This window comes from Ferrovibrio sp. (genome assembly GCF_046297895.1).
Taxonomy (GTDB): Bacteria; Pseudomonadota; Alphaproteobacteria; order Ferrovibrionales; family Ferrovibrionaceae; genus Ferrovibrio.
Window position 1 is genome coordinate 377,501 of sequence record NZ_JBKBHC010000003.1, and the last position, 25,478, is coordinate 402,978.

General features: G+C 63.6%; 31 protein-coding genes (1 of these 31 cut by a window edge). 18 read left to right on the forward strand and 13 right to left on the reverse strand.

Annotated elements, in window-relative coordinates; all coding sequences use genetic code 11:
- Nucleotides 1–144 carry the final stretch of a replication protein RepA gene (locus ACK4FK_RS06855; protein WP_409742952.1) on the forward strand. The gene continues 831 nt to the left of window position 1, outside the view, so only the last 144 of its 975 coding nucleotides appear in the window; its start codon lies beyond the left edge, outside the window; the stop codon is at nucleotides 142–144.
- Nucleotides 145–492: 348 nt separating this feature from the next.
- Here the strand turns inward: ACK4FK_RS06855 and ACK4FK_RS06860 are convergent, their stop codons facing one another.
- Both ACK4FK_RS06860 and ACK4FK_RS06865 read right to left on the reverse strand, forming a co-directional pair.
- Nucleotides 493–672, reverse strand: a complete 180-nt coding sequence (locus tag ACK4FK_RS06860) for a hypothetical protein (protein ID WP_409742955.1) — start codon at nucleotides 670–672, stop codon at nucleotides 493–495.
- 69 nt (nucleotides 673–741) lie between these two features.
- Nucleotides 742–2,712 (reverse strand): type IV secretory system conjugative DNA transfer family protein, encoded by a 1,971-nt coding sequence (locus ACK4FK_RS06865; protein ID WP_409742958.1) that lies wholly within the window; start codon nucleotides 2,710–2,712, stop codon nucleotides 742–744.
- A 501-nt stretch (nucleotides 2,713–3,213) separates the two neighbouring features.
- On the opposite strand from ACK4FK_RS06865, the gene ACK4FK_RS06870 reads away from it, so the two are divergent.
- The gene (locus tag ACK4FK_RS06870; RefSeq protein ID WP_409742960.1) at nucleotides 3,214–4,122 is read left to right on the forward strand and encodes an ArdC family protein; all 909 of its coding nucleotides are present in this window, start codon (nucleotides 3,214–3,216) and stop codon (nucleotides 4,120–4,122) included.
- A 31-nt stretch (nucleotides 4,123–4,153) separates the two neighbouring features.
- On the opposite strand, the gene ACK4FK_RS06875 is transcribed toward ACK4FK_RS06870, so the two are convergent.
- Genes ACK4FK_RS06875 through ACK4FK_RS06885 form a run of 3 tightly spaced genes read right to left on the reverse strand, consistent with a single transcriptional unit; the run spans nucleotide 4,154 to nucleotide 5,242 of the window.
- Nucleotides 4,154–4,534, reverse strand: coding sequence for a hypothetical protein (locus tag ACK4FK_RS06875; protein ID WP_409742963.1), 381 nt, complete (start codon nucleotides 4,532–4,534; stop codon nucleotides 4,154–4,156).
- The gene (locus tag ACK4FK_RS06880) at nucleotides 4,531–4,902 is read right to left on the reverse strand and encodes a hypothetical protein (protein WP_409742966.1); all 372 of its coding nucleotides are present in this window, start codon (nucleotides 4,900–4,902) and stop codon (nucleotides 4,531–4,533) included. The genes ACK4FK_RS06875 and ACK4FK_RS06880 overlap by 4 nt, the downstream gene beginning before the upstream one ends.
- 10 nt (nucleotides 4,903–4,912) lie before the next feature.
- On the reverse strand, nucleotides 4,913–5,242 hold the full coding sequence (locus ACK4FK_RS06885; RefSeq protein WP_409742968.1) for a DUF995 domain-containing protein: 330 nt from the start codon (nucleotides 5,240–5,242) through the stop codon (nucleotides 4,913–4,915).
- A 263-nt stretch (nucleotides 5,243–5,505) separates the two neighbouring features.
- Here ACK4FK_RS06885 and ACK4FK_RS06890 point away from each other — a divergent pair, with 263 nt between their 5' ends.
- Nucleotides 5,506–6,090, forward strand: a complete 585-nt coding sequence (locus ACK4FK_RS06890) for a tyrosine-type recombinase/integrase (protein WP_409742970.1) — start codon at nucleotides 5,506–5,508, stop codon at nucleotides 6,088–6,090.
- 76 nt (nucleotides 6,091–6,166) lie between these two features.
- On the opposite strand, the gene ACK4FK_RS06895 is transcribed toward ACK4FK_RS06890, so the two are convergent.
- Entirely contained in the window at nucleotides 6,167–7,057 is an 891-nt protein-coding gene (locus ACK4FK_RS06895; protein WP_409742973.1) for a hypothetical protein, read from the reverse strand.
- A 192-nt stretch (nucleotides 7,058–7,249) separates the two neighbouring features.
- Nucleotides 7,250–7,504 carry a helix-turn-helix domain-containing protein gene (locus ACK4FK_RS06900; protein ID WP_409742976.1) on the reverse strand — a complete coding sequence of 85 codons (255 nt, stop codon included), beginning with the start codon at nucleotides 7,502–7,504 and terminating at the stop codon, nucleotides 7,250–7,252.
- A gap of 277 nt (nucleotides 7,505–7,781) precedes the next feature.
- Here ACK4FK_RS06900 and ACK4FK_RS06905 point away from each other — a divergent pair, with 277 nt between their 5' ends.
- From ACK4FK_RS06905 to ACK4FK_RS06970, 14 genes are all read left to right on the forward strand, one after another.
- The gene (locus ACK4FK_RS06905) at nucleotides 7,782–9,512 is read left to right on the forward strand and encodes a hypothetical protein (RefSeq protein ID WP_409742979.1); all 1,731 of its coding nucleotides are present in this window, start codon (nucleotides 7,782–7,784) and stop codon (nucleotides 9,510–9,512) included.
- A gap of 543 nt (nucleotides 9,513–10,055) precedes the next feature.
- The gene (locus ACK4FK_RS06910) at nucleotides 10,056–10,448 is read left to right on the forward strand and encodes a DUF2958 domain-containing protein (protein WP_409742982.1); all 393 of its coding nucleotides are present in this window, start codon (nucleotides 10,056–10,058) and stop codon (nucleotides 10,446–10,448) included.
- A 14-nt stretch (nucleotides 10,449–10,462) separates the two neighbouring features.
- Nucleotides 10,463–10,777, forward strand: a complete 315-nt coding sequence (locus ACK4FK_RS06915) for a hypothetical protein (RefSeq protein ID WP_409742985.1) — start codon at nucleotides 10,463–10,465, stop codon at nucleotides 10,775–10,777.
- A 66-nt stretch (nucleotides 10,778–10,843) separates the two neighbouring features.
- A complete protein-coding gene (locus ACK4FK_RS06920) occupies nucleotides 10,844–12,670 on the forward strand; it encodes a ParB/RepB/Spo0J family partition protein (RefSeq protein ID WP_409742988.1) in 1,827 nt (608 codons plus the stop codon).
- 86 nt (nucleotides 12,671–12,756) lie between these two features.
- A complete protein-coding gene (locus ACK4FK_RS06925) occupies nucleotides 12,757–13,287 on the forward strand; it encodes a hypothetical protein (RefSeq protein ID WP_409742991.1) in 531 nt (176 codons plus the stop codon).
- A gap of 41 nt (nucleotides 13,288–13,328) precedes the next feature.
- Complete coding sequence (locus ACK4FK_RS06930) at nucleotides 13,329–13,523, forward strand: hypothetical protein (RefSeq protein WP_409742994.1); 195 nt, start codon at nucleotides 13,329–13,331, stop codon at nucleotides 13,521–13,523.
- A gap of 465 nt (nucleotides 13,524–13,988) precedes the next feature.
- A complete protein-coding gene (locus ACK4FK_RS06935; RefSeq protein WP_409742997.1) occupies nucleotides 13,989–14,282 on the forward strand; it encodes a DUF736 domain-containing protein in 294 nt (97 codons plus the stop codon).
- 81 nt (nucleotides 14,283–14,363) lie between these two features.
- Nucleotides 14,364–14,858, forward strand: coding sequence for a hypothetical protein (locus ACK4FK_RS06940; RefSeq protein WP_409743000.1), 495 nt, complete (start codon nucleotides 14,364–14,366; stop codon nucleotides 14,856–14,858).
- A gap of 276 nt (nucleotides 14,859–15,134) precedes the next feature.
- Entirely contained in the window at nucleotides 15,135–15,500 is a 366-nt protein-coding gene (locus tag ACK4FK_RS06945; RefSeq protein WP_409743003.1) for a hypothetical protein, read from the forward strand.
- 516 nt (nucleotides 15,501–16,016) lie between these two features.
- A complete protein-coding gene (locus ACK4FK_RS06950) occupies nucleotides 16,017–16,235 on the forward strand; it encodes a hypothetical protein (RefSeq protein ID WP_409743006.1) in 219 nt (72 codons plus the stop codon).
- Between the two features lie 600 nt (nucleotides 16,236–16,835).
- Nucleotides 16,836–17,030, forward strand: coding sequence for a hypothetical protein (locus ACK4FK_RS06955; RefSeq protein ID WP_409743009.1), 195 nt, complete (start codon nucleotides 16,836–16,838; stop codon nucleotides 17,028–17,030).
- Nucleotides 17,031–17,546: 516 nt separating this feature from the next.
- Nucleotides 17,547–18,098 (forward strand): plasmid mobilization protein, encoded by a 552-nt coding sequence (locus ACK4FK_RS06960; RefSeq protein ID WP_409743012.1) that lies wholly within the window; start codon nucleotides 17,547–17,549, stop codon nucleotides 18,096–18,098.
- Complete coding sequence (locus ACK4FK_RS06965; protein ID WP_409743015.1) at nucleotides 18,088–19,788, forward strand: relaxase/mobilization nuclease domain-containing protein; 1,701 nt, start codon at nucleotides 18,088–18,090, stop codon at nucleotides 19,786–19,788. Before ACK4FK_RS06960 ends, ACK4FK_RS06965 begins: the two co-directional genes overlap by 11 nt.
- Before the next feature lie 78 nt (nucleotides 19,789–19,866).
- A complete protein-coding gene (locus ACK4FK_RS06970) occupies nucleotides 19,867–20,493 on the forward strand; it encodes a plasmid pRiA4b ORF-3 family protein (RefSeq protein ID WP_409743018.1) in 627 nt (208 codons plus the stop codon).
- Nucleotides 20,494–20,555: 62 nt separating this feature from the next.
- Here the strand turns inward: ACK4FK_RS06970 and ACK4FK_RS06975 are convergent, their stop codons facing one another.
- The 6 genes from ACK4FK_RS06975 to ACK4FK_RS07000 form a co-directional block, all read right to left on the reverse strand.
- Nucleotides 20,556–21,077: a GNAT family N-acetyltransferase gene (locus ACK4FK_RS06975; protein ID WP_409743021.1), complete on the reverse strand. Its 522-nt coding sequence runs from the start codon at nucleotides 21,075–21,077 to the stop codon at nucleotides 20,556–20,558.
- Nucleotides 21,074–21,355, reverse strand: a complete 282-nt coding sequence (locus ACK4FK_RS06980; RefSeq protein ID WP_409743024.1) for a DUF1778 domain-containing protein — start codon at nucleotides 21,353–21,355, stop codon at nucleotides 21,074–21,076. The genes ACK4FK_RS06975 and ACK4FK_RS06980 overlap by 4 nt, the downstream gene beginning before the upstream one ends.
- An 80-nt stretch (nucleotides 21,356–21,435) precedes the next feature.
- A complete protein-coding gene (locus tag ACK4FK_RS06985; RefSeq protein ID WP_409743027.1) occupies nucleotides 21,436–21,795 on the reverse strand; it encodes a hypothetical protein in 360 nt (119 codons plus the stop codon).
- Between the two features lie 15 nt (nucleotides 21,796–21,810).
- Entirely contained in the window at nucleotides 21,811–23,406 is a 1,596-nt protein-coding gene (locus ACK4FK_RS06990) for a type IV secretory system conjugative DNA transfer family protein (protein WP_409743029.1), read from the reverse strand.
- Nucleotides 23,407–23,671: 265 nt separating this feature from the next.
- Nucleotides 23,672–23,899 (reverse strand): hypothetical protein, encoded by a 228-nt coding sequence (locus tag ACK4FK_RS06995; protein WP_409743031.1) that lies wholly within the window; start codon nucleotides 23,897–23,899, stop codon nucleotides 23,672–23,674.
- 1 nt (nucleotide 23,900) lies between these two features.
- The gene (locus tag ACK4FK_RS07000) at nucleotides 23,901–24,554 is read right to left on the reverse strand and encodes an AAA family ATPase (protein WP_409743034.1); all 654 of its coding nucleotides are present in this window, start codon (nucleotides 24,552–24,554) and stop codon (nucleotides 23,901–23,903) included.
- A gap of 185 nt (nucleotides 24,555–24,739) precedes the next feature.
- Here ACK4FK_RS07000 and ACK4FK_RS07005 point away from each other — a divergent pair, with 185 nt between their 5' ends.
- Complete coding sequence (locus ACK4FK_RS07005; protein WP_409743037.1) at nucleotides 24,740–25,423, forward strand: helix-turn-helix transcriptional regulator; 684 nt, start codon at nucleotides 24,740–24,742, stop codon at nucleotides 25,421–25,423.
- Nucleotides 25,424–25,478: the final 55 nt, after the last annotated feature.

Consider the following 25,478-nt stretch of genomic DNA (forward strand, 5'->3'; position numbering starts at 1 on the left):
ACGACCGCACAAGGCCGGCGCAACTTCAAGAAGGCCTTTCTTCACGCCCTTGCCAAGGTTGTTCTGGTCTATCCGTCCGCGCGGTTCGACACCACGCCGGGCGACCTTATCCTTCTGCCGAGCCGCCCTCACGTCTGCCGATAGGCAGACACTGAACTCCCGCTGTCGAAAGCCTGTGTACTCGACGAGTTATCCACGCATAAACGGTACCGCCCGAAAATTGGCGCGGCTGCACGCGGGCGAGAAAATGGTCACGCATAAACGGTACCGGCTTTACGCATAAACGGTACCGCATATACCTATATGCACCTGTATTAAGCATCCCTGTAGTTGGCGGCGGGTTCCTGTGGACAGTTACTGCGCACTGTCATGTATGCGTCTGATGGCCCCGGCGACGCCACTGTGCTGGCGACAAGTGGCTCTCGAAAGGGGCCGAGTGGACTGACCAAGCTCCGTCCTGCCGGTTGGCCGCGGAATGCCTGGACCATCGGTTCAGGAATCCTTGTTCGCGCGTCCGGCAGCATCCCGGCGTGCGCGCTTCTCCGCTTCAATTCGGTTTCTCTCTGCGTTGAAGGAATCAGCGTACCTTTTACGCATCAGCCAGAAATACAATCCCACGACCACCACGCCGAGGATGATGATCGTCGTCAGGTTTTCATTTATCCATCTCATCGGCGCTGTCCTTTCTTGCGGCGGTTCGGGTTTTGAGGGCGCGCGTGGCGCGCTGGGAGCCGTTTCTGTTCATTCGTCGAAGTCTGGAGGAGCCGGAGGGCGGCGCGGCGGCTCGGATGAACCAGAAGGCCGCTCAGGCGGTTTGGGGCCACTGTCGTCGGGCGAGGCTGTGGGATCGGGCGGCGGTCCATTTCTGCGCGCGCGCATCCGCGCTTGAAGGGCTGCCAACTCCGCCTGGTATTCCGCGTCGCCCGCCAGGTCGGCGTCGGCGGTTGGTGGTTCTTCCGGTTCTGGTTCCGGTGCCGGCGGCGCTGCTTCGGGTCGTGGCGCGCGGATAACCTCGTCGCCGAACTCAGCCTTCTTGGTCTTGACCCACGCGCGCAGCTCATCATTCGCGTAGAAAGGATCGTACATCGTGCCGCGGATCAGATGGCCGTCCTGGACAATCACGCACTCTTCCCGGAACTCCTGCCCCATGAGCTGCTGGGGCGAGGCCACCCAGTCCTCGCCACCCCAGATGTCTTTCCGCTTGCCGAGGCGGTCGGCGATATGGTCCGCCGTGTTCTTGTCGTTCGGGCGGAAATAGATCTGGCAGCGGCAGTTCGCGATGAGGCTTCTCCACTTCGGATAGACCTCTTCGAGCTGGGCCATGTCCTGCGTGAACAGCCACAGGCGGATGCGATAGCTCCGCGTGATCGCCACCGCATCCTCGATGATGCGCATGTAGCCAAGCTGCGGCAGCTCATCGAGATAGAACATCATCGGCCAGTCGAGATATGTCTCCGGCAGGTTTTCATCCTCGGCATTGCCCTCATCCAGCATCTTGCGGACGCGGATCGCCTCGCCGAGGTGCTGGCCGAGCAGGACGCGCATCACCGAGCGCATCGCTGACATCTTCTCCGGCGAGACCACCAGGTAGACCGTCGCCGCGCTGCCGCGCGCGACGCCGCCGTCCTGCCGTTGATGCCAACCGGGCGCGCGGGCGGCCGTGGCCGCGAAGGTGACGCTGATGTTGTCGCGCACGAGGATGTCCTCGACCGACCAGCCCGGCGTGGAGGTGGAGGTCACCGCCATAACGTCATCGGATCGCCAGATGGCGAGTTGCGTGCGCAGGGACGTGGCGATTGAAGCGCGCAGCGCCTCCGACTGGGTCTCGATGATGTTGCCCAGCTCACGCAGCCGCTCATCGTCGGCCGACTGGAGGTCTTCGATCATGTCATCGAGGTCGGCCTTGCTCAGGGCGAGCAATCGGCAGACCTCGCGCATGTTGCGCCGCCCCGGCGGCCTGCGGCGCTGGACGTAGAAGATGAGACCGGTGAGCAGATCGCGGGCGGCATCATCCCAGAAGGGCTCCTTGCTCTGCGGTATCACCAGCAATTCAGCGAGGAGCCGGGCGTCGTCCCAGCCCTTCACGCGGTCGAGCGGGTTGTAGCAATCGGAATCCGGCTCACCCGGTGCCCATTTGAAGACCTGCCCGAACAGGTTCCGGCGCCACGCCGTCGCCTTGTAGTTCTCGCCCTTCGGATCAAGGACGATGGCCGGTCCCTCGAACTCCAACAGCGTGCGCAGGATGAAACGCTGGCCCTTGCCCGAGCCGGTCGGCGCCACGGTCAGCAGGTGGCCCTCACCCTGGAACCACAGAGGTTCTCTCGCCCGCTCGCCATTGCCGTCGAATGTCGGCAGGTAGGCCAACTCCAGCGCATCCATCGGGAAGGGGGCGTTCTTCGGGATAACGATGCCCGAACCCACCAGGTCTTCGGCTTTGGCCCAACTCTCCGACTGGCCGGCATAGCGGAGACGCTCGCGTTCCTCCTCGGAGAGCTGCGGGAAAATGACCCGCCGCAGTACCCGCCGGGCTTCTTCCTGGTCGCCGCTGTAAACCGCCTTTCGGAAGGTGATCCTGTCAACGGAATCAATGTTGCTCGATCCCTCGACCACCCGCACGGCATCCCGCCACATACGGTCCAGGCTGGCGAACATCTCCTGCAGCAGCTCTTGGTCTGACTTTCTGCCCTTCCCGAACCAATTGCCCCAGACCATCTCACCCCCTGCCGCTGACCAGTGTCCTCCTTGCTGACATTCGGTTGTACCCCGATTTTTCCGTTCTTCCTACGCTGAGGCGCGGCCTCGGCTGAGCCCGGTTTAGGGCCGCTCATCGTCAAGTGCGACTATCGAGGGCGGCCATAAGTCCCTGACGCCGCTGACAGGAAGTCATCGAAGTCTCCAGTAGCGCGGCCCCGCTTCCTCTTTGGCGGGGTCGTTCTGCTTCTGGGCAACGTGCTTCCCGTTGGCGAGCTTCCTCTCCTTGTCACCGCCCGCAGCCCACGGGCCGTCCTCACGGTTGGCTGACCTGGCAGGGGCGCCGTTCGGCGCAACGGCGTCCGGTCAGTTTCTTGAGCGCTGCGCTCCAACAAACAGCCCTTCCGCTGTCTTCCGTTCCTCCAGCCCTGTCGGGTGCGCCGCCCGTCTTGCCCCTGCCTCTCCGGTCGCCATCGGACGGCCGCGATGGGCGCGGTCGCCAGCAAGACAAGGAGAGGAACCATGACCGCACAACGCTTCGACGTTTACACCCAGGTCACGAACAACATCATCGCCGCCATCGAGGCAGGCGCGGGCGACTGGCAAATGCCCTGGCACCGCAGCGGCGAGGGCCTGAACCGCCCCGTCAATATCGACACCGCCAAAGCCTATCGCGGCATCAACGTCGTCAGCCTTTGGGCCGCCGGCCAGGCCCGCGGCTTCACGACCGGCACCTGGGGCACCTACCGCCAATGGCAGAACAAGGGCTGCCAGGTCCGCAAGGGCGAGAAGTCCAGCCTGGTGGTCTTCTACAAGGAGCTGGACGTGGAAGAGCAGAACGCCGAGACCGGCGAGACCGAGCACGCCACGCGCCTCATGGCCCGCGCGAGCTGGGTCTTCAACGCCGACCAGGTGGACGGCTACGAGGCGCCTGCGCTCCCCGAGCCCAAGGATCCCGTACAGGTCATCGACGCGGCAGAGCGTTTCGTCGGCGGCACCGGCGCCATCATCCGTCACGGCGGCAGCCGCGCCTTCTATCGTCCTTCCGACGACATCATCCAGATGCCCGAGCGCGAGCGTTTCCTCGGCACCGGGACCAGTTCGGCGACCGAGAGCTACTACGCCACGCTGCTGCATGAGCTGACCCATTGGACGGGTCACGACCGCCGCTGCGATCGCCAGTTCGGCAAGCGCTTCGGCGACGACGCCTATGCGATGGAAGAACTCGTGGCCGAGCTGGGCGCGGCGTTCCTGTGCGCCGACCTGGGCGTGACGCTCACCCCGCGTCCCGACCACGCCGCCTACATCGACAACTGGCTGAAGGTGCTCAAGGCCGACAAGAAGGCCATCTTCACCGCCGCCTCTCAGGCAGCCAAGGCCACCGACTTCCTCGGTGGCCTGCAATCCGCCGAAGCGGAGGAGGCGGCCTGACGGCCGCCTCTACCTCTTCTGGCTCTATGGTTCACTGGCGGAGCGCGACCATGGTTGAGCAATCACGGTCGCCTCGGAAGTAGCAGCGCTTGGTCTCAATGCCCAAGCGGCTCGGCAAGTTGCCGCACGCCGTACCGACGAAAAGCACGCTGAAGCGGCTTTGTCCGTTGGCGGGGATGTTGGAATCCCCGCCATGGATGCTGCGCCGTTCGCCCGCTGTCAGGTCGAACTCGATCCGGCGCAATTCCGCGCCTTCGTTGTTCTTGAGCGTGCCACGGATTTCGCAGGATAGCTGACCGCCCGGATACACGTCGCGGCGCTCCGTCACGGTCAGCTCGACCTTGCCGCTGTCGCCGCAGGCAGCGAGCGCTGTCACTGCGGCGATGGCAAGAATGCTGGCGCGGATGCTCATGGCTTCCACACCTGCTTGTCGTTCTCGAAGAAGATCACGCACGGGTTCGCTGCGTTGTACTCGGGTTTTTTCTGGCAGCTTTCCAGCGCTTCCTTCTTCACCTGCTCCATCGACAACTGGCGGTGCCAGCGCGCGCCATAGGCGCCGTCCTTGGACACGGCAAACGCCTTGGGCTGTTCGGCGGGCGCATATCGCTCCAGGAAGCAACTCACACAGGTCTTGGCACCGCCCGCCTGTTCGAGCGCCGGAACGGCAGCCTTGTAGGCGTCCTGGGCCAGGGCGGGCGAGCCACCGCCCCACAGAATCAGGGCGGTCGCGGCGACGAAAAGCTGCGGCGCATGGCGCCGCACAGTGTTGATGATGGTCATGGGTTTCTCCTTAGCGAGGGTAGGCCGGCCAGTACCGGCCGGAGCGGTCGTGCCAATACCGGTAGCCGTCGCCGTCGCGGTAGAAGGTGTAGCAAGTCCGCAGCCCCGACCCGGCGTTGGACGTGCAGAGCACGCCGTCGTCGCCGATCTGATAGGTGCCGTTCGCGCTCATCCGGTTGTCGGCGTAGCGATAGGAGCCGTCCTTCGCGAACATGAAGGTGCCTTCACCTTGGCTCCACTCGCGGTCGATGAAGGTGCTGCGGACCTGATCCGCCGTCAGCCGATTGGCATTGTCTGCCGCTGTGGTCTGGCACGCCGTAAGCGCGAGTGCGACCAGCACGCCGTTAAGCGCCGCGAGAGCGCGGTGCCGAGAGTGAGGGACAATCAAATTTTGAAACCTCCTGAGCAGGGGTAGAAGAACGGCGCCGATCGACCTGCACAGGATGGTGTCGTCACTGATTTGCGTTGCCCCTGTGCCACAGGCCCTCCGGCAAACCGAGTGACAGAATGGGCAATACTGTCGCTCGCTCGGGCGGCCCTGCGTTACGATTCGGAAGCTGAAACAGCCACGGAGGGACTGCCTTCATTCACGCGCGAGGCACTATGGATTGGAGCCTGTTCGACCCGACGGGCCACCGCAAATATCTGACCGCTGCCGAACGGCGCGCGTTCATCAAGGCCGCGATGGGTCAGACGCCTGAGGTCTACACCCTCTGCCTCGTTCTCAAGGACACGGGTTGCCGCCTATCCGAGGCGCTCGCCTTGACGGCCGATCACATCGACACAAGGACGGGCACCATTGTCTTCCGAAGCCTAAAAAAGCGCCGCTTGGGCGTGCATCGCGCGGTTCCTGTGTCCCCGACCCTCCTGAGCGAACTGGAACGAGTACACGGCCTGCGCAGGCTTCAGGACGCGCCTGACGGCGGTGCGTCAGGGCGGTTGTGGCCCTGGCACAGGATGACCGGGCATCGGCGTGTGAAAGAGGTGATGGCGGCTGCCGGTGTTCACGGGCCGCATGCAACGGCGAAGGGCCTTCGCCATGGCTTCGGTGTCGCCGCGCTGGAACGCGGCATTCCCATCACGTTGCTCCAGAAGTGGCTCGGTCACGCCAAGCTCGCCACAACGGCGATTTACGGCGATGTCGTCGGGGCGGAAGAGCGCCGAATGGCGCGGAAACTCTGGGATTAGCAGGGATTTTTGACGCTTGATTTCTGTGACGGAATTGCCCATTCCGTCACAGAACGAAAGAGTGGCCTCTGTCCCCCTATGGCTCGTCCCATTCGTCCGGCCTCATTGCGTCTCGCCAAGAGCTTGTATCCACCCCGCAGCTTGTTTCCGAGAGGTCAAGCTCCCAAGGTTCGTCGAGCGGGGCCGTGATGTCGCAAAAGAAAGGGAATGATTGGCTAAGTTCCGCTCCGTCACCGCGCCGTAAATCACTATTCGACCCCCATTGTAGGACTACGCTGACGGAGCCGGTGGCGCGGTAGATGATTTGATGAGCGCCAATGGCATGTACGACGGTCCGATCAACGTAGACCTCTTCGAGCGAAAAGTGAGAGGCCAGTTCATCGACTTCGAGAAGGCTGTCACTCAAGAGCGCGTCCACAGCAGCATCATCTAGTGCTTCGGCTATCGGGTCTAGAATCGCCGCTCGGCAGTCATGGATGGTGTCCAGAAACGCTGTCATCGCCATCACCGTCGCTCTCGCAGACGCGTCCTGTTCAACACGTGCGGTGACAATCGTTTGTTCCCGGCCATGGACTTGCTTGCTGAGGTCGTCCACAGCGTCCAGGAGCCGCTTGCGGAGTGGCTGCGGATCGACTTTGAGATCGTCCTTTACAAAGGTGTCAGAGAGACCGCCCTGGATGGTGAACACCACCCTTTGCCAGCGCGTGGCACTGCCGTCCGGTCGTTCGGGCTTGAACCATGATGATTGCTTTACCTGCTCGACGGGCGCAAGCGTGTCCATCATGTGCTCGAAAAGGATTCGCATCGCGGTCGAGAAAAAATTGAGACGAAGAGGGTTCTCGGCATCGGCTAAGGCATGCAGTGCGCCTTGAATGGCTCGTCTTGAAAAATCGTCGATGGCCTTTGCGTTCAGCTCACCAACAAGGTCGTCCAGGCTTCGATGCGCTGGAGTTGTCTCTTCTACCATCGGGATCATCCGGTGCTGGGAGATGATGAAGCGGCTTTCTGCTTCCTTGATATGAGTTCTCAAAAGACGAAGGTGGCTGCCATGCCGAGCTTGGCAGTGAGCATATCCCCTTAAATCCGAGTGTGGAGTCTTCGGACTGTCGCCTATTAGCCGCCGAACGGAAAACCCAAGCTCCTTTACCGACGTAAGACCTTAGCCTTTATCCCTTACATCTCTCCTCGCACGAACGAGCGCGTCCGCGAGCGCGTGTTCTGTCTCGGGCATCATTCCGCGCCCTTCGATCCATTTGTAGTAGGCGGTGCGTGAGACACCGGCGCTCTTGCATAGAGCCGCAATGGTGATGCCCAGCGCTTTGCGCTGCGCCTCAATCGTTTCGATGACCGGCCGGGAATCAAGGATTTCCGAGCGTTTTATGATCAGGACGTTTCTGAACGGACTTCGAGCCATGGCACAAAATAAATGTTCAAGTAATGAACAGTTCTTATTTATCAGTATTTTGTTGTAATGTTGTGCTGTTGTTTAAACAACAAAGTAAATCAAGAGGGATTACAATGAAAATTATTTCAAATGTCGGGCTCATGTTCATGCTCGCAGCGATGGCCGCTGTCGGCCTCACCGCCTGCGACGACGAGAATGCGTCGGGTATCAGCAACCAATTCGTAATCGGCAACGACGGCTGACCCGTCCCGTTGCCCACATAAATCAATCAAGGAGTCTCTATGTAATGAAACAATGGCTGAAGAATTTCGCCTTGGCCGGTGCTGCGGTTTCGTCCGCGGTGCTGGGGGCGGCTTCTGCGTCCGCAGTGTCGTTTACGGTCGTAATCGACAAAATCGAAGTCATGGAAAACGGTAACTCGACCGACCGCTTCGTCATCTACAACCCCGTCGCCGGCATCGGCGGCACCGCCACCACCACGCTGGATCTGTTGAACGCCAACAAGAGCGGCGCCTCCCTGCCCATCGTCGCACCGAGGGGCGGCACCTATCGCACCATGCTGGTGACCTTCGGCAGCGTCCAGGTTGCCGCTGAAACCGACACGGTTTCCGCGACCACCAACGTGGCTGCACTCCTGGGCGCCGATCAGGGGTTCGGTACCGAACTCGGCCGCAAGGTTCTGATCATGGGCGATCCGGGCACGGGCGGTAACTCGATCTCCGCTCGGTTGAACAACGGCAACGGCGCTTTCGCCACCGTTCCGCCGATGCAGCCCGTTCTGTCGAACGGCGCGACCGTCACGTTGCCGTCGATCAACTTCTTCCTTCCCGCCGCCAACGTCGTGACTTCGGGAACAAACGCCGTCAACGTGACGAAGCTTCCGGTTCCGATCGCCGTCGGCCGCACCGATATGGATTCGAACAACGTGCCCAACGTGCTGGTCGGCTTGAAGGGCCGTGCCTTTGACGGTTCCGCTTCGCTCAGCGCCGGGGTCGGCAACTTCGTGGTCAAGGTGGGTCTGTTCCGCAGCGCCCTCGACCTGAAGCCCATGTACATCCAGACGGCAACCGTCGTGTCGAACACCGGGACGTCGGACGACGACGCCACGCAGGTGACGTTCCTGGACGTGGCTGACGGCACCTACATTCCGATGGCCTGGATCGACGCCAACAGCAACGGCCTGCTGGATGATGGCGAGTCCACCATCATCGCGGATTCGGCCGGTACCAGCCTGACCGCCAACGCCGCACGTCTGACGATCAGCAAGGAAGACCTGTTCGGTACCGGCGCGGCCGGCGTTGTCAGCCCGACTTCCGAGGTGTTCGACGGCTCGACCACGGGCCTTGGCTCGGTGTTCGGCGAGAACCCCAACGGCATGCTGGGACACTCGGGCGACTTCTATGCCTTCCCGGCTCGCTCGATCTCCATCACGCTGACCACGGCCTCGGCCGCTTCGGTTACCCTGGCCAACCAGGCGCTGGAATGCACCGACTGCTCGCTGCGTGGCGTATGGGGCGGTGGCGATGGTGTTGATTCGACCGCCGCTGCGGCAGCCGTGTCGCTCACCATCGGCAACGTGGCCGTTCCCGGCATCGTCTTCCGCATGGATCATGACGATACCGCTGGCGAAACCGACGACAACCTGAACGACGACGACCTGGTCCGTCTGGTGGTCCAGGGCGGTGACACGGGCCAGATTGCCTCGCTCGACGGCTTCCAGCTCGTCCGGTACGCGCTGGTCGATGCCGACTATGCCCGCCTGACCATCAGCCCGGTGCCGCTGGCCACGCTGGTCAACATCGACGCCGCGACGGCCTACGGGACCTACTCCGTGGCCGGATCGGTGCGTGCCCTCGACCCGTCGGACAACAACGCCTATCTCGGGGTGGCTGATACCTTCACCCTGGCGAATGGCGATGTCGCGCTGGGGAGCGGTGACCATGACGTGGACACTGCGACCGTACACTTTGCCAGCAAGGCTATCTCTGCCGGTGTTGGTAACGGTGCGGTAGACTAACGCCCGATACGAACCCCGTGGTTCGATGCAAGGCCCTGCTTCGGCGGGGCCTTGTTCATTGGGGGATAGGATAGGCGGGGGAAAGCCTTCCCCTGCCTGCAACCGCCTTTGGCGTTTTCCGTCACCCCTTCGAGCGGGGTACCCCGCAACGCCCCGATAGCCGCCGCGCCGGGTCCCGCGCTGCGCTGCCCGGCACGGCAGCATAAGGACGGCCCTGCGGGCCGGTGGTGATCCTCTTCTTCGCGCTGCGCGCGAGAACCTCTCTGGCCAGCTTGTGCCGACCCCGCCGGGCTTGCCCAAGGTCGCCGTCCGGCCTGCCCGCTCCGTTCGGGCAGCAAGCTGCCCTCCCGTGTTGGCCGGATTGCACCCCTGCGGGGGCGGCTCTCTTGGAGCCCGTCGGATGTCGGCGCGACGCCGCCAGGCCGACTTCGCTAACGCTTCTTCACTGGTTCTCCTGTCGTCGCTCGCCGCTGGGCAGAGGTTCATGCGCGGGGCGTGTGTGCCCTGTGCTGCCTGTAACGACTGCACAGAGGATTGAAGCGAATGAACGACACGACAACGAACCTTGGCAGCGCATCGGCGCTGCTGACTGACGAGCAACGCGCCCGGTTGCTGGCCAATGGCCATGCCAACCGTGAGCGCATCAGCAAGGGTTTGGACGAACACGACTGGCAGCCCTTGGTGAAGCTGTTCTGCCCGTGGGGCGCGGCAACTTGGCTGTTGTCGGAGCTTGACCCCGAGGACGAGGACATTGCCTTCGGTCTTTGCGACCTGGGCATGGGCTGTCCCGAACTGGGCAGCGTGCGCCTGTCGGAGCTTGCCGCCGTCCGTGGCCCCGGTGGGCTGACCATCGAGCGCGACGAGCACTTCAAGGCCGTCAAGAGCCTGTCGGCATATGCCGACGAGGCCCGCGAGCATCAGCGCATCGTCGCGTAATCGGAGGGCAGACCATGAAGTGCCTTGCCGACTTCAAGCGCGCCCTATTGGCGCATCCGGGCTGGACGTTCCAATACCTCGACAATGGACGCGATTGCGGCGTGCAGCGCCGCACCGTGGCGCATGTCCAGACCAACGGGGTGTGGTTCACCATGCCCGACCGGGGCGGCGGCAAGACGTGGCTGGACTTCCCGACCGCCCGTCACTGCCGTTTCCCCGACCCGGAAACGCTGGTCATCGACTACGCCGACGAATGGGGCACCCGCCTCATCTATCGCATGGCCGCCGTCGATGCCGCGCCAGCCGAGAACGCCCCAATCACCGCCTGAACCGAACCCGCCCGCTCCGGCGACGGGGCGGGCATGAAATGACGAAATCACGAAAGGACGAAACCCATGACCATCCAGACCATCCCCCTGAACAAGCTGACCGCCGTCGAGGGCGGCAACCCGCGCCGCAGCATGGATGCCGCCGCCCTTGAAGGGCTGGCCGCTTCCATCAAGGCTGACGGCCTGTTGCAGAACCTTGTGGTGCGGAAGGACGGGCGAAAGTTTCGCATCGTGTCGGGCGAACGGCGCTATCGCGCCCTGTCGCTGCTGGCCGAGCGCGGCGACATCGAGAAGAAGTATCCCGTGCCCGTGGAGGTGCGCGGCGGCCTGACCGAGGCCGACGCGCTGCGGCTGGCCACAGTCGAGAATATCCAGCGGGAGCAGTTGGCCCCGATGGACGAGGCCGAAGCCTTCGCCACCCTCTTGGGCGAGGGGGCAAGCCTTGAGGACGTGGCCGCCAAGGCGGGCGTGTCGGTGCTGACCGTCAAGCGGCGCGTGGCGCTGGCCAGCCTGTGCGACGAGGCAAAGGCGCTGGTGCGGGAAGGTGAGTTCTCCCTGTCGGTGGGCGAGGCGCTGACGCTGGCCACCCATGACCAGCAGCGCGCCCTCATCGAGCGATTGGAGAGCGGCTACCACTACGATGCCGACGACATCCGGGGGATGCTGACCGGGGAGAAGCCCGCCAAGTCCCTCGCCATCTTCCCGCTGGAAAAATACGCGGGCACCTTCACCGCCGACCTGTTCGCGGACGAGGACGGCACGTTCTTTGACGATGCCGAGCAGTTCTATCGTTTGCAGGGCGAAGCGGTCGAGGCGCTGGCCGAACATCACCGCGAGGCGGGGGCGGCGTTCGTCGAGGTGCTGACCGAAAGCTATGCACCGTGGTGGCAGTACCGTGCCGTCGAGGGCGACGAACAGGGCGGCGTGGTTATTCACTTCACGCCGAGCGGGCGTGTGGAGGTGCGGGAAGGGCTGGCCAAGAAGGACGTGCGCCCGAGCGTGGCCGAGGCAACGGCGCAGGCTCCCGCAACACCTAAGCCCCAGCCCGAATACACCGGCCCTGTCGTGCGGATGGTCAACGCCCACAAAAGCGTGGCCGTGATGGATGCCTTGCTGGCCGATGCCCGCAAGGCCAAGGAAGTCGCCGTCATCCAGATGATGCGCGGTATCCGCTATCACGGGCGCATCGCGGTGGATGCTCACCCCGCGCTGGCGTTCTTCGCCGCCAGCGACAAGCCGCCCGTCAGCTACAGCGCCATCGAGCGGACGGCGCAGGAGTTCGTCACGGCGCTGGGTGTGGAGAGCGGCAAGCGCCACGCCTATGCCCGGCCCAGCCGTGGCGCGTGGGACACTCTCTTAAATGACGACAAGAGCGGCAGCCAGCTTTACGCGGCAGTGAAGAGCCTGTCGGACACCGAGCTTGAGCAGCTTCATCTGCTGCTGACCGTGCTGGCCTTCGGGCAGGAGAGCATGGAGGTGCTCGACACCACCGACAGCCTGTTCAATCAGGTGGCGGCGGATTTGAGCGTGGACATGCGGAGCCGCTGGGTGCCGGGCGAGGACTTCCTCACCCGTCGCCGCAAAGACCAGCTTGAGGCCATCGCCCGCGAGAGCGGGGCGGTGTCCCGGCTTGGCAAGCTCAAGGACTACACCAAGAGCAAGCTGGCGGTCGCGCTGGCCCAGCACTTCCGCCGCTGCGCCGACGACGACACGACCTTGCCCGCCGACCTGCGGGAGCGGGGCCGCAACTGGCTCCCCGGAGCCATGCTGTTCCCCGCCGTTACGTCGGACGTGTCCGCCGCGCCGGAGGCCGAGGACATCGAGGATGCCGACGAAATGGCGGAGCCGTCTGACATCGAGGACGACGAGGACGAGTACACGCAAGCGGCATAACGAGCGCCGCCCCGCCAGTCATCGCTGGCGGGGCGGATGCCTTGCGACATTCTCAGATCGAACGGTGGATGAGCATGTTAAAATTCATGGAAAACAAGGAAAGTACATTGGACGTGGCGTTTGTAGATGTTGGTTTGTATTTCGACATAGTGAGGTTCCTGGGGAACCACAAAGACAAGATAAGCGGCGACGAACTCACGACGCTTCACATCGTATCGGGAGCCTATCTCCTGAAAGAGGATGTGAAGCGTAAAGTCATACTCGATGCGCTGGACATCATCGCGCGATACGAAGGAGCGCATCAGGCGGTCAGCGTCTCCGATTTCGACCCGGACGACCGCGCCCTCATAGAATCCGCGCTTGCAAACCCTGCACCGGATGATCCAACAGCGCGCGCAATCGCGGAACGCATCAAGGAGGCGATGGGCCGCTACTGGCGGCAGGCCGAGACGCAGGGCCGCGCGCCGACAGAACTGATTCTTGTCCGTCCGAAAACCGCACTCGATGACGTTGCCTGTCGCCTGTTCTTGCAGGCGATCGCCGACACGCTCGGCCACAAGCTCACCATCGTCTGGGTAGACGATCTGCCGCGCGAGGCAGCCCAGCCCGTCGAGTAGCGGCCGTCCGGCCGGTTCCTTTGAGAAAGGAGGATTGTGCCATGCCAACGGTGCTCGGCGGTATCGCCGTTCTCATTGTTGCGGCCTACGTTGCCAACGTCACAGGCAGTCCCGACGCCGTGGGCTGGGTGCTCCTCGCCACGCCGTTTGCGCTTCCAGTTGGGGCGTTTGTCCTGTGGCTGGTCGCCTCGATAATCCGGTTCGTCTTCATCGGGTCGCGTGCGCGTGACCGATAGCATCTGCACCCTGCCGTGCGGATGCGGAGCCTGCGCTTTTCACGATGCCGCCTTGGCTTCGTTTGGGGCGGGCAAGAGTTCTCGCCGCCAGATGCCAGCGACCGTGGCCGGTGCCTGCCGTCGGTACCTGGCGCGGCTTCGCCGCCATGTCAGGTGAGGGACCACCGGGGCAGCCAAGGCTTCCGCTCCATTGTTTGGGTCGGTCAGCGACCCCTCTGCGTCCTTTCCTATATGGCCACATCTGAGCCCGTCGCCCGTCCCCGCAACGGTGCGCGGTCAGTTTCTTCCCCTGCGGCTTTGCCGCATTCCACGCCGACGCTGCGCTCCAACAAACAGCCCGCTTGCCGTCTGCCGCTGCGCTTCGCCCGCAAGGGGTGCAAGGCCGTGCTTTGACGGTCTCTCTCATGGGCCATGGAAAGGTCGCGATGGGCGCGACCGCCAGAACCAAACAAGGAGACTTTCATCATGGCTACCATCGGCACCTTCACCAAGACCGACAGCGGCTTCACCGGCACCATCCAAACCCTCGGCGTCAAGGCCACCAAGGTCGCGATCACCGGCGTCGAGAAGACTAACGATTCCGCCCCTGACTTCCGCGTAAAGGCGGGCACCGTCGAAATCGGCGCGGCCTGGCACCGCACCAGCAAGGGCGGCAACGAGTACATCTCGGTCAAGCTGGACGACCCGAGCTTCGCCGCCCCGATCTACGCGAACCTGGTCGAGCAGGACAAAGGCTTCGCCCTGATCTGGAGCCGCTGACCGCAGGCGACGCCGCCCGCCTTACGGCGGGCGGCACTGCCGCTGGAAGATTTAGCGATTTAACGAAAGGACGATTTCATCATGATCACTTTGACCCACATCCACATCCAACGCCTGCACGCCGAGGCCGCGCGCCTCTCCGAGGACGCCGACCGCCTGCTCGCCGCCGCCGAAGATACCGACGATCCCGACGACTGGGATGCGTGGAAGGAAGCCGACGGCATTGCGGCTGGCTTCAAGCTCGCGCTCCAGGAGGTCGCCCGTGAGGCGGCCGACCCGGAGCCGACGCCGCATGAGCCCTCGCTCACCCATACCGCCTGGTGCGCCGACTATCGCCCCCTCACCAGTCCCTGCCGCGACCGCACGGACGCGCCCTTCGGCGGCACGATGTTGGAGACCTTCGGTCCCGAACTCGGCGCCGTGCGGGCTGCCGACCCGGCTTGCGTCTGGACGCTGGTCCAGGACGGTGCCGGCCTCTACATCCTCAGCGGGAGCCACATCGCGAACCGGCTCGGCTATTTCGTGACCGAACGGCCTTGGTCGGGCGACGGCCAGGCCGAAATCCGCGTCGATTGATGCCCGTCCGCAAGCTCCTGCCTTCACCGGCAGGAGCTTTCGTCATGCCGCTCGCCGCTCGCGGTGGCGAGCGCCCCCTCCAACCCGACCCATCGTCCGTTGATGCCGCCCTCGGATTGGTTCGCGTTCGTGGCGGACGGCGCCTTGCCGTCCATGACCGGCCCGCGCCAGTGGGGCGGTGCCCCCCGTGTTGGTCAGGACGGCGGCGGCTTATGCCGCCCGCCCTTTCGGTCGCGTCCTTCGGGACGGACATCAACGAACGAAAGGGTATTCTTTATGGGATTGGATATGTACGCCTACGCCACCGCCGACACCTTCGACGCGGAAGTGGACTTCACCCCGAAAACGGCGGCGGAGATCGCCTACTGGCGCAAGCATCCTAACCTGCATGGTTGGATGGAGAACCTCTACTACGCCAAGGGTGGCCACGACATCGACTTCAACTGCGCCAATGTCGCGTTGACGGTGGAGGATCTGAATCGGCTGGAAGCCGACATCCGCGCCAATGCGCTGCCATTCACCGAGGGCTTCTTCTTCGGCAAGAGCGATGGGGCCGAGGTTGAAGGCGACCTCGCCTTCGTCGCAGCCGCGCGCGCGGCCATCGCCGAAGGGAAGACGGTGTTCTACACAGCCTGGTGGTGAGCCGCGTCAGCCAACGACGAGCCGCCCGGCAACGGGCGGCTCTGCCGTGCCCTCACGTCGGGCTCAGGCAGGTGTGCCACCTGGTGCGACGGACATCGAGCGGTCGGACAAGCCGCTCAGCCTCAAGCCTCGGTTCCCGAACACGGCGTAATTCGGCTCCGCCGAATGGTCGGGCTCGCTCAGAAAACTGACCTCGATGCCCTGTCCGGCAAATCCAGACGAGAGGCTGCCGGCATGTTCAGCCGGGGCTTTCCTCCTTCCTCTGGCCGTGACCGGCGGGCCTTCCTGAACTGGGCGAACGTGGCGTCGGCGGCGACCGTCGCAACGGCTCGTGCCCGACTTTCTTCCCCGGCGCCTGCGGCGCCTTCCTCGCGGCGCTGCGCTTCAAGAAAGACGGGCCTCACCGTCCTCCACTTCGTTCCGTCCCTGCGGGTGCGTCCGGTCGCCTCTGCCGCCGCCTTTCGTCGCCCATGGAAGGCCGCGGTCGCGGCCAGGACAACGGAAGGAGCAAAGACCATGAACCGACTGAACACCACCGACAGCCTCTTGGACCTGACCTGGGACGAATATGTCATCGAGGTCGAGGACAATTATCTGATCGAGACCGGCGACGACATCGACGAAGGCGACTACGCCGACATCGTCCACGCTTACGACCGAGGTATGAGCCCGATCGGTTGCGTGATCGCCCTGCTCGAAGGCCAGCGCCGCGCAGGCCGGCCGTTGGCCGCCTGAGCCGGACGCGACCGCACCCCAGCCCCGCCGGCGAGCCGGCGGGGCTCGTCGCGCAGGAGCACGGTCAATGATGCGGAAGGGGGCGGGCAGCACTCGGTGGGCGGAGAGCTGAAGCCGCCGGAGCAACCTACGGGGCTGGAGGCAGCGCGGCGGCAGTCTTCGCCCGCAGTCAGGAACAGCGGTATCCGTCCGGACCTTGACGGTACCAGAACGGAGCCGACAGCGTATCCGGGGCGCCGGTCGAAGACCTCGGCGAAATGCCGGACGGGTCGCCATGCTGCCGGAGGAATCAGCCTGGGCCGATCGGTGTCGGCCGCCCCTGTCCGGTCTCCTCTTGGGGAAACAGCAGCCACACCGACACGGGCCTTCGATAGGGGGCCAATCTGGCATCGGCGTCGCGCGCCGCAACGGGTCGGCCCGACTTTCTTCCCCGGCGCCTGCGGCGCCTTCCTCGCGGTCGCTGCGCTCCAAGAAAGACGGTCCTTGCCGTCCTCCGCTGCGCTGCGGCCCTCCGGGTGCGGCACGCTCCTGCGCCGCTGCCTCATCTTGGCCACGAAGGCCGCGCGGTGCGGCCCAAGAAACCCCAAGAGGAGACCGACCATGAGCAACCCATCCACCGATGATCACATCCGTAGCCTGACCTTCGACCAGTACGTCGAGTTCGTGACCTTCGCTTTCGGCGAGTACTTCGGCCGCGTGCCCAACTGCGACGTGAAGTTGGAGGTGCGCTTCTGGTACGACATCAACGTCCACCCGATAAGCGCCGCCCTGATGCTGCCTGACTGGGGCTTCTGACAGCCGCCCCGCTCCGTCGCGCCAGCCCCGCAGGTTGTCCTGCGGGGCTTCTCGCATGTCTATCTGTCGGCAGGTTACGGGCGGGCCTAGACGGCGCTGGCGCGCCGCTGGCCCGCCCGTTGGCGCTGTGCCGGTTCCGGCAGAGGTTGTCGTTGATGGCCATTGGCAGGTGTTGTGGCTTGTGGCAAGGGGCGGTTTTGGCTAGTATGGCGTTGTCCATTGCTGGCATTAAGTACCTGTACTGTCAGTCTGAATCGCTGCCGTCCTGTGGTCCGACCCCATAAGCGGGGGAGGGTTTTCGTGTTACAGGGTGGAGGCAAGATGGATGTTGTGTTACAAAAACTCCCGCGTCGAGGCTGCCGCCCCGACACCGGCTACGGCTTCGCCGGCCGGTTCGACGGGAGTTTCTTCCACGCAACAGGGCGCGCATTCGACCCACTGAAGGGGTCTCAAGCGGCAGTCCTCTTGCTCTGCGAGGCCCAAGGGAAAGCCACCGGGACGGGGGGTATCTGAGCGATGGCACGGCCAACCCTCGACCCCCAGCGCAGGCGCTCCGAGACCCTCAACCTCCGGCTCGTCCCGACCGAGATGTACGACCTCCGGCGTCGCGCCGCCGAGGCCGGCGTGACGCTCGCCGAGTATGCCCGCGCCACCCTGACCGGGCGGCGGCCGAAGCCGAAGCCGGTCAAGGACCGGATGATGTCGGCGCTCCTCTACGAGCTGTCTTCCATCGCCACGAACCTCTCCCAGCTTGAGGACGTGACCGGCGATGCCAACTTCGCCAAGTGGGCGCGCTATGTCGGCGGCGACCTGGTGGAGCGGGTGACGGACCGGCATGACCTGGCGCCGCTCATCGAGGAGCACCTGGAGGCGATCAACGGCGTGGGGCACATGATCAATGCCATGGCCCGGCGTGCCAATGTGGGGAAGGACCCGGACCCTGGCGAGGTCGAGGAGACCCTCTCCATTCTCGGCCGCGTCCTGGAGCCGGTCCACAAAGCGGTGAAGCGCCCGGCTGGGGGCGGAGACAAGGAGCCAGATCCCGGAGGCGGCCGGGATGCGCTTTAAGATTCCCCAGCGCCAGCCGGAGAGCTTCCGGGCTTCCGCCCTCTATCTCGCTGGTCGGGTGAAGGGCCTGTCGCCCGACCGGGTGGAGTTCATCGAGCGGCGCAACCTCCATACCGACGACCCGCGCGCGGCGGCGGCCGTCATGGACGCCACCGCCCAGAAGTCGGCACGATGCAGGCAGCCGGCCTACCACTTCATCATCACCTTCGACCCGAACGACGCGGCCGCCGGGAAGGTGACGCCGGAGGTCAAGCGGCGGGTCGCGCGGGAGGTGATCGAGCGGATGGGCCTGACCGAGCACCAGCTCCTGGTCTATTCCCACAAGGACACCGAGCACCCCCACCTTCACTTCCTGGTCAACCGTGTCCATCCGACCCAGCACATCGCCTTCAACCGGCATCAGGATGGGCGGAAGCTGACCGGCATCGTGCAGGAGCTGGCCCTCGAACTCGGGCTGAACGTCCTGCGCAACCGGGATCATGAGCGCCAGCTCGACCGGGAGGTGGTGGAGGATTTCGGTCCCAGCGTCTCCGATGCCGAATACTGGCGGGCGCGGCGGGAGGAGCGCGAGGCGCAGCTTCCCTTCGGCAAGGATGCCGTGGCGGACCTGCGCCGCCGCCTGAAGGACGACTTTGTCCGCGCTCAGGGCTGGGACGACCTGGCCGCGCGGCTGGCGGCCAAGGGCATCACGCTGGAGCGCAAGGGGCAGGGCCTCATCCTCACGGACGGGGAGCGCTTCGCCAAGCTTTCGGAGATGGGCAAGGGTGTGCGCTTCCTGGTTCTGGAGCAACGCTTCGGGGAGAGCTTCGACGACCACATGGCCCGTCAGGCCGCACGGGTCGCGCAGCGAGATCGGGGCCGGGGCGACGCCGTGCCCGACACCGCGGGCATGGCGCCGGCCGATCGGCGCACGGTGCAGGGAATGTTCGACGAGGAGCCGGACCGCGACCCGGCCGAGAATTCGGTGCGGCGTCTCGACGAGGCGGACATGGAGTTCCGTTACTGGAGCCAGATCGAGGCGTCCTACAGGTCGGCCGCCGGCAAGGTGCGCTATGCCGAGCGCCAGCAATCGTTTTCCGAGAAGCAGGTTCACCGCGATGAAGCCTGGCTTGGCAAGCGCAGCCAAAGTCTCAACGACATCCTTGGAAAGGTTTACCGGGACGCCGCCAAGGCTCGCGCGCTGTGGGACGAGCTGGAGCAGAAGTTCGGTATCCGCGACGCTGAACGGATGATCGAGAAAGACCCCTTCATCCTCGGAGCGGTGCGGGGCATCCGGCTCGGCGACACACGCACGGCCGAGCGGCGGGAAGCCAAGCGGTACTACCGCTACATCGTCGAACGTCGCCGCCGTTGGCGGGACGCCCAGAACCGACTGGAGCATACCCGCGCCGAGATCGAGCGCGCACGCCAGAGGGTGAAGCTGGCCGTCCGGGATTTCGAGATGCTCCAGCAGATCGCCGGCACCCCGCAGGTTCTGCGGGAGATCGTTCTGGAGAAGGTGAAGGCGCGGGCGCGAGCCCTGGCGCGTGTCACTGAGCGGGCGATTGAAAGGAGTCGTTTGTCGGACGAACGGCGCGAGCAGCTTCATCGCGCCTGGCGCTTGGCGAAGGAACGGCGGCTTGAGCGGGAGCGCAAACGCGAACGAGGCCGGGCGTTCGGGCTCGACCTCGATCTATTCGACAAATACTGATCGGTCATCGACAAGGCATTTTCGTTGCAAGTCCCGGATTGACCGGCTGAATGGATGAGGACGGAGGGAAGAGCAGAGATGCCCAGCAAGAGAAGGTCCACCGCCGCCAACGCGGCATTCCAGCTCAAGGTCCAGATCGAGGGCATCGAGCCGGCAATCTGGCGGCGCGTCATCGTTCCGGCCGCGCTGACGCTGCGCGAGCTTCATGCCGTCCTGCAGGGGGCCATGGGCTGGCAGGATTATCACCTGCATATGTTCGAGATCGACGGAAAGCGCTTCGAGGTGCCGGAGGACGACAGGCTCGGGCCGGAGGGCGGCTACGCGGACGAGCGGAAGCACACGCTGCGGGCGGTCCTCACCAACGGGATGCAGTTCCTCTATGTCTACGACTTCGGCGACGACTGGAGGCACTTGGTCACGGTCGAGGATATCGTCGCTCCCGCCGCCGTGCGCCAACTGCCGCGCTGCATCGCCGGCGAGCGCGCCTGTCCCCCGGAGGATTGCGGCGGTGTCCATCGCTATCCGGAATTCTTGGACGCACTGGCCGATCCCGAGCATCCGGAACATCGGGACATGTTGGATTGGGCGGGCGGTTTCGAGCCGGAGCTATTCAGCCTGTCCCAGGCGAATGCGCTGATCGGCGCGGTCAGCGCCCTGTACCACGAACGAGGCTGGGGCTTTCGAAGCAATGCGCCGACGAACTGAGGGCGCGAAACGTCCTGCTTCTACAGGTTTGTTCTCTTTAGGTCAGTGCGGATCGGTACCGGTCAGATACCCATTAGCTGGCGGATTGTTGCCATCGGAAGGAAGAGCCGCCGTTCGCTCCTACTGAAGGGGATGAACCCGTATTTGCGATAGAAGCTGGTGGCTGCGTCGTCTTTCGCATCGACGATCAGGGCATGAACGGCCAAGGTCTGCGTTGCAAGCAGGATGCGATTCAGGGCATCCATGAGCAGGAAGGCGCCCAGCCCTTTGCCCTTCATGCCGTCATCCACGGCCAGTCGGCCGAGCAAGGCGGCCGGTACGGGGTAACGCGGCAAGCGCTTCGCCTGGTCGGCCGGCAGACTGTCCCGCTGAAAGCTGGTGGCGCTCAGGCTGTAGTAGCCGCACACGGTCGCCTTTCCGGCTTGCAGGGCGACGAAGACGCGGGCCACGTCCCGCTTCACATCCTGCGAAGCGTGCTCCCGGATGTAGCGGTCGAGCTCAGGCGCGCCGCAGGAGAAGGCCGTTCGATCATGCGCCTTGCTGTCGAGCGGCAGGACCTGCCATGGCGCTTGCGCCCGGCTCATCCGGTCGCCTTCTTGTACTTGGCGAATGCCTTGCGCAGCGCCGCGTTGGGCGTCGGCGGATTGGTCAGCGCGTCATAGAAGACTTTCCAGTCCGGGCCGGAAAGAGTGACGACTTCGTTCTCGCGGATCACCTTCTCGGCTTCTTCCATGGCCGTCGCGAGCACGAATTGGCTGACCGTCTTATGCCGATAGCTTGCCGCCCGTTGAAGCACGCTTTTCGACTCGGCGTCGAGGCGCACCTGTAGCCGGTCATCCTTGGTTTCCGCAGGACGGGGCATGGCCATACTCCTTCTCTGAACTCTTCAATAATGTACTCACAAATGGAGCACATTTCAAGGCCTCGCTCTGACGAGGGCGATTACAGGCTATGTCCCGTCCAGAAAGGGATGCCGTTCCGTCGGTCGTGCCAGCCGATGGTGAACCTCAGGTGGACTTCCCCAACGCTCGTCACCACGGTCGCCGTGCAACGCCGGTAATCGTCGTTGACGCCGCCAGGGGCTTCCGCCGCAGCGTAGAGGCCGAGAACAGCTTCGCCGCCCTGAGCTTCGAGCGCTCCTCTCACCTGATCGAGGGACCGCGCTTCGTCACAACGGGGTAAATCCATCGGGCTTCCGTGCGCGTCGCGATGCAGGAGTGCGGCAAGAGGGATGGCCCATACTGTGGCGACGAGCAGTCCAAGGAAGGCATAGGCTCTGGTATCGTGATTGAACGATTTCATGAATTCATCCTTTCTTTATTTCATCATGTCGGCGGCTATCAGCGCGCCGGGATCATCCTCCGCCGCTGCCATCCGCCATGGCGTCCAGCGGCCCTTGAAGGCGCGTTCCTCGAAATAGCGGAGCTTCTCTGCCAGGATGGGCCGGCAGCCTTGTACGAAGAGGAGCTGGCAGCTCTCTGGCAGCAGCATGATTTCGGACGGAGCCAGCAACGGTCGCCCAATCTCGCTTTGCTGTTCGCTGTAATTGGATGCCAAGGCCAGCAACGGGAACCGTCCGCTCTTGCCGCCGCTGGAGACTTTCACCGTGCGTTGGCCGAGCATGAGCGACAGCAACAGCGCCGTCTCGTCATCCTGGACGTTGAAGGCTTGCCGTACCGCGCAGTTGGCGATCATGGAGCGCCACTTGCGATAGGTCTTCTGGAGCTGGTCGAGGTCCTGGACGAACAGCCACAGATGTGCCCCGTAGCCGGCCAGATAGCCGATCCCGTCCTCAATCGGCCGCATCGCGCCGAGGGCGGGCAGCTCATCGAGCAGGAAAAGCACCGGATGCGGAGGTATCCGCTTGTTGCGGGTCATCGCGGCCGTGGTGAGGCCCACCATCAGCCGCAGGAAGGGCTGATACACGGAGACATACTCCGGCGGGATGATTAGGAAGATCGACATGACGCCGTTCTTCAGGTCTTCCAGACGGAAGGTGGAGCGGCCGGTGATCGCTCCGAGCTGCGGGCTGTCGAACACTTCCGTCCTGGTCTGGGCTGTCGAGATGACGGCCGAGCGCTCCTTGCTTTCCTTTTGGGAGAACCCCTCGGCAATTCGCTGAACGATGGGGTGCTTGGCATTGGCCATGCCGGCGAGGACGCCGTCGAATCCTTCGCGCGACCGCATGAGCAGAACCCGCAGCTCACGCAGGTTACGCCGGTTGGACGGGAGGTCATGGGCAATGTGAAGCAGCAGCCCGGTGACAAGTACCCGCGCCTCGCGCTCCCAGTGGTTCGGCTCATGGCCGTCGGGCGCCACGATCATTTCTGCGATCAGTCGCGCATCGTCCACATCGTTGACGGTGCCCGTGCGGATGAACTCGACCGGGTTATAGCACGCGCTTTCGATGTCCGGGTCGAATGGCGCGAAGGCATATACCGGTCCGAGAGTGCCGCGGTGCCGCGCCGTGATACGGTAGTTCTCACCTTTGATATCCGTCACCACCACCGAACCCGGATGGTCGAGAAGGTTGGGGATCACGACGCCCACGCCCTTACCCGACCGTGTTGGTGCGAAGGTGAGCAGGTGACCCGGCCTATCGAAGCGGACGAAGCGTCCGCCCTTCTTGCCGAGGATAACGCCACGCGACCGCAGTCTCGCGCGGCCGATATCGGCAGACGTTGCAAACGCGGCCGTGCCGTGTGCGTCAGAGGGTGTCCGGGAGAGTCGGTAAGCGAAATAGAGGATTGCCGCAAACGCGATTGTCCCCGCCGAGCCGAGCACGAGTAGCCGGTCAAGCCCGTAAGTGAGATTGTCGATAATCGACCAGATGAGTGCTGCGATAAGCAGGCAGATGGGCAGCTCGACGAGGACAAGCCTGACGAGGCGCCACAGCAGACGTATATGCCCCATGGTGCATTCCTTGGTAGTTGACTTTGCCAAGGGCTTATGGGGAGAGCAGAAATTACATTGGCTGACGTGTGGTAATTCGTCTCGATTGAGACAATAATGGAAGTGTTGCCGATCCCGTTCGTCGCATTCCTGTCTGACGACTTTGCCAAATGAGGGGTCGGCAACGCCTTCCTGATACTGTTATTGGGATGAAGTATTCGCAGCGTAACCTGTAAACCTTCACAGCTTGTTTTTCGCCGACGAATACCTATATGGCGACTGCTTTTTAGCCGCGTCGCTGCTTCACGAGCGCGAAACCTTCCTTCAAAATATCCAGCATCGAGACGCCGTGCACGGCTGCGTAGGCTTTGAACTCGCGGTGAAACTCCGGGCTGACCTTGAAATTGAGCGGCTTCAACGTGCCGGCTTCGGCGCGGTCGAGGTTGTGAACGACCTGTGCCGGCGCAGGGGGCTGTCCTTTGCCGGTTCGATGGGGCGGCAGAATCTTGGTCATGTTATGCAGCCTCCCTATCGGCTCTTGTCTGAATTAAGTCAGCAATCTCGTGAGCGATGGCTTCCGCCCGCTCGTTGAGGGAGGGGAAGCGCGTTTCCGTCGGGGCGCGGCCTTCGTCACTGGCGCGTCGGAAGCCCGTCTTCTCTGGCAATACATTTGTCAGGTGGCGGTATCCGGCCTGTCGGACATAGGCGCTTGCCTCGGCAAGCTCGCTTTCGCTGTCGCCGACGCGAGAGAACGCGATCGCGATCCTGTCAACCGGCACCCCTTTCCTGGTCAACTCATGAGCGAGCAGAACCGTGGGCTCCAGATCGTCGAGCGCAAGTCCTGTGGGCAAAACGACCAGTGTGCTCGCTTCGGCAATTTGGAGAGTCCCCATCGTCGCGTGCGGTGGGCCGTCCAAGATCATCAGATCATAGCCAGCCGCCGCCTTCACGGCCTGGCCGACTGTGCCGAAGCGTTCGACTGCCACGACCGGATCGACGCTGCGCTGAAGACGCCGCGCCTGCCAACTGAAGCTGGTGCCCTGTTGGATGTCGAGGTCGGCGATCTTCACGTTCCAGCCCGCCAGCGCGTATTCGCGCGCGATAAGCCGTGCCAGCGTGCTTTTGCCGACGCCACCTTTTTGAGAAATGGTCCCGATGAAGAGAGTCATGTCCGATCTTTCTTGTTGTTGTTTTTGTCGATAGGACGAGTTCGCTAAATGATGACATACACAATTCGTCATTTCACGAATTTTTAGCGCGTCCCATAAGCATTACGACAACCTCATGCGAGGAGGGATCGCGCATCCGGCCGAGTGTTGCCGCTTTTCTTGACAGGATACGCCAGGTCGAAGACGTGGCGTCGCTCGAAGGCGCGTTCTCGAAAGCGCTTTGGGATTTGGGCTTTCGGGAATGGGCCTATCAGGTCATTCGCACCGACGCGCTTCCGGACGAGAAGCCCCTCATCCTCACCACCTTCTCCGATGCCTGGTACAACCACTACATCGACAGCGGCTATCACCGTGTCGATCCGGTCATCCTGAACGGACCGAACCAGGTGGCCCCCTTCACCTGGAGCGCGATGTCGTTTGGCGTCGAGCCCTCACCTACGCAACGTCGTCTTTTCGCTGAAGCCACCGAGTACGGGGTGGGTGAGGGGGTCGGTATTCCGATCCACGGTGCTCGCGGCGCGCTCGCGATGGCGTCCATGGTTTCCGATCATGGCACTAAGAGTCTCGACCGCCTCATGTCTACAGTCGGGCATGATGTGCACCTGTTGTCGCTCGCCTTTCATAATCATGCACGCGAGCTGCTTGCGCTGGGTCGAATGGGCCGCACCACCGTCAGCCTGACGCCGCGCGAACGTGAGTGCCTGCTCTGGACCGCTGCCGGGAAGTCAGCCTGGCAGACCGCTCAGATACTTGGGATATCCCACCGAACGGTCTACTTCCACCTGGAAAATGTGCGCTCCAAGATGGGGGTGGCGAACGTCTATCACGCCGTGATGAAGGCGATCATGGAAGGCATTATCTCTCCCTGACGGCGCTTAACTCGCCAGTAACCTGTGGAGGTTCACAGGATGGCAGGCGCCGCAT

What these genes read in the sequence shown, in the direction of transcription:
- ACK4FK_RS06940 (WP_409743000.1), top strand. Translation starts at nt 14,364, where the DNA reads ATGATCACTTTGACCCACATCCACATCCAACGCCTGCACGCCGAGGCC.
- ACK4FK_RS06965 (WP_409743015.1), top strand. Translation starts at nt 18,088, where the DNA reads ATGCGCTTTAAGATTCCCCAGCGCCAGCCGGAGAGCTTCCGGGCTTCC.
- ACK4FK_RS06910 (WP_409742982.1), top strand. Translation starts at nt 10,056, where the DNA reads ATGAACGACACGACAACGAACCTTGGCAGCGCATCGGCGCTGCTGACT.
- ACK4FK_RS06980 (WP_409743024.1), bottom strand. Translation starts at nt 21,355, where the DNA reads ATGCCCCGTCCTGCGGAAACCAAGGATGACCGGCTACAGGTGCGCCTC.
- ACK4FK_RS06870 (WP_409742960.1), top strand. Translation starts at nt 3,214, where the DNA reads ATGACCGCACAACGCTTCGACGTTTACACCCAGGTCACGAACAACATC.
- ACK4FK_RS06905 (WP_409742979.1), top strand. Translation starts at nt 7,782, where the DNA reads ATGAAACAATGGCTGAAGAATTTCGCCTTGGCCGGTGCTGCGGTTTCG.
- ACK4FK_RS06985 (WP_409743027.1), bottom strand. Translation starts at nt 21,795, where the DNA reads ATGAAATCGTTCAATCACGATACCAGAGCCTATGCCTTCCTTGGACTG.
- ACK4FK_RS06895 (WP_409742973.1), bottom strand. Translation starts at nt 7,057, where the DNA reads ATGGTAGAAGAGACAACTCCAGCGCATCGAAGCCTGGACGACCTTGTT.
- ACK4FK_RS06890 (WP_409742970.1), top strand. Translation starts at nt 5,506, where the DNA reads ATGGATTGGAGCCTGTTCGACCCGACGGGCCACCGCAAATATCTGACC.
- ACK4FK_RS06865 (WP_409742958.1), bottom strand. Translation starts at nt 2,712, where the DNA reads ATGGTCTGGGGCAATTGGTTCGGGAAGGGCAGAAAGTCAGACCAAGAG.
- ACK4FK_RS06950 (WP_409743006.1), top strand. Translation starts at nt 16,017, where the DNA reads ATGAACCGACTGAACACCACCGACAGCCTCTTGGACCTGACCTGGGAC.
- ACK4FK_RS06860 (WP_409742955.1), bottom strand. Translation starts at nt 672, where the DNA reads ATGAGATGGATAAATGAAAACCTGACGACGATCATCATCCTCGGCGTG.
- ACK4FK_RS06900 (WP_409742976.1), bottom strand. Translation starts at nt 7,504, where the DNA reads ATGGCTCGAAGTCCGTTCAGAAACGTCCTGATCATAAAACGCTCGGAA.
- ACK4FK_RS06915 (WP_409742985.1), top strand. Translation starts at nt 10,463, where the DNA reads ATGAAGTGCCTTGCCGACTTCAAGCGCGCCCTATTGGCGCATCCGGGC.
- ACK4FK_RS07000 (WP_409743034.1), bottom strand. Translation starts at nt 24,554, where the DNA reads ATGACTCTCTTCATCGGGACCATTTCTCAAAAAGGTGGCGTCGGCAAA.
- ACK4FK_RS06955 (WP_409743009.1), top strand. Translation starts at nt 16,836, where the DNA reads ATGAGCAACCCATCCACCGATGATCACATCCGTAGCCTGACCTTCGAC.
- ACK4FK_RS06990 (WP_409743029.1), bottom strand. Translation starts at nt 23,406, where the DNA reads ATGGGGCATATACGTCTGCTGTGGCGCCTCGTCAGGCTTGTCCTCGTC.
- ACK4FK_RS06995 (WP_409743031.1), bottom strand. Translation starts at nt 23,899, where the DNA reads ATGACCAAGATTCTGCCGCCCCATCGAACCGGCAAAGGACAGCCCCCT.
- ACK4FK_RS06925 (WP_409742991.1), top strand. Translation starts at nt 12,757, where the DNA reads ATGGAAAACAAGGAAAGTACATTGGACGTGGCGTTTGTAGATGTTGGT.
- ACK4FK_RS06920 (WP_409742988.1), top strand. Translation starts at nt 10,844, where the DNA reads ATGACCATCCAGACCATCCCCCTGAACAAGCTGACCGCCGTCGAGGGC.
- ACK4FK_RS06960 (WP_409743012.1), top strand. Translation starts at nt 17,547, where the DNA reads ATGGCACGGCCAACCCTCGACCCCCAGCGCAGGCGCTCCGAGACCCTC.
- ACK4FK_RS06975 (WP_409743021.1), bottom strand. Translation starts at nt 21,077, where the DNA reads ATGAGCCGGGCGCAAGCGCCATGGCAGGTCCTGCCGCTCGACAGCAAG.
- ACK4FK_RS06970 (WP_409743018.1), top strand. Translation starts at nt 19,867, where the DNA reads ATGCCCAGCAAGAGAAGGTCCACCGCCGCCAACGCGGCATTCCAGCTC.
- ACK4FK_RS06880 (WP_409742966.1), bottom strand. Translation starts at nt 4,902, where the DNA reads ATGACCATCATCAACACTGTGCGGCGCCATGCGCCGCAGCTTTTCGTC.
- ACK4FK_RS06875 (WP_409742963.1), bottom strand. Translation starts at nt 4,534, where the DNA reads ATGAGCATCCGCGCCAGCATTCTTGCCATCGCCGCAGTGACAGCGCTC.
- ACK4FK_RS06945 (WP_409743003.1), top strand. Translation starts at nt 15,135, where the DNA reads ATGGGATTGGATATGTACGCCTACGCCACCGCCGACACCTTCGACGCG.
- ACK4FK_RS06935 (WP_409742997.1), top strand. Translation starts at nt 13,989, where the DNA reads ATGGCTACCATCGGCACCTTCACCAAGACCGACAGCGGCTTCACCGGC.
- ACK4FK_RS06930 (WP_409742994.1), top strand. Translation starts at nt 13,329, where the DNA reads ATGCCAACGGTGCTCGGCGGTATCGCCGTTCTCATTGTTGCGGCCTAC.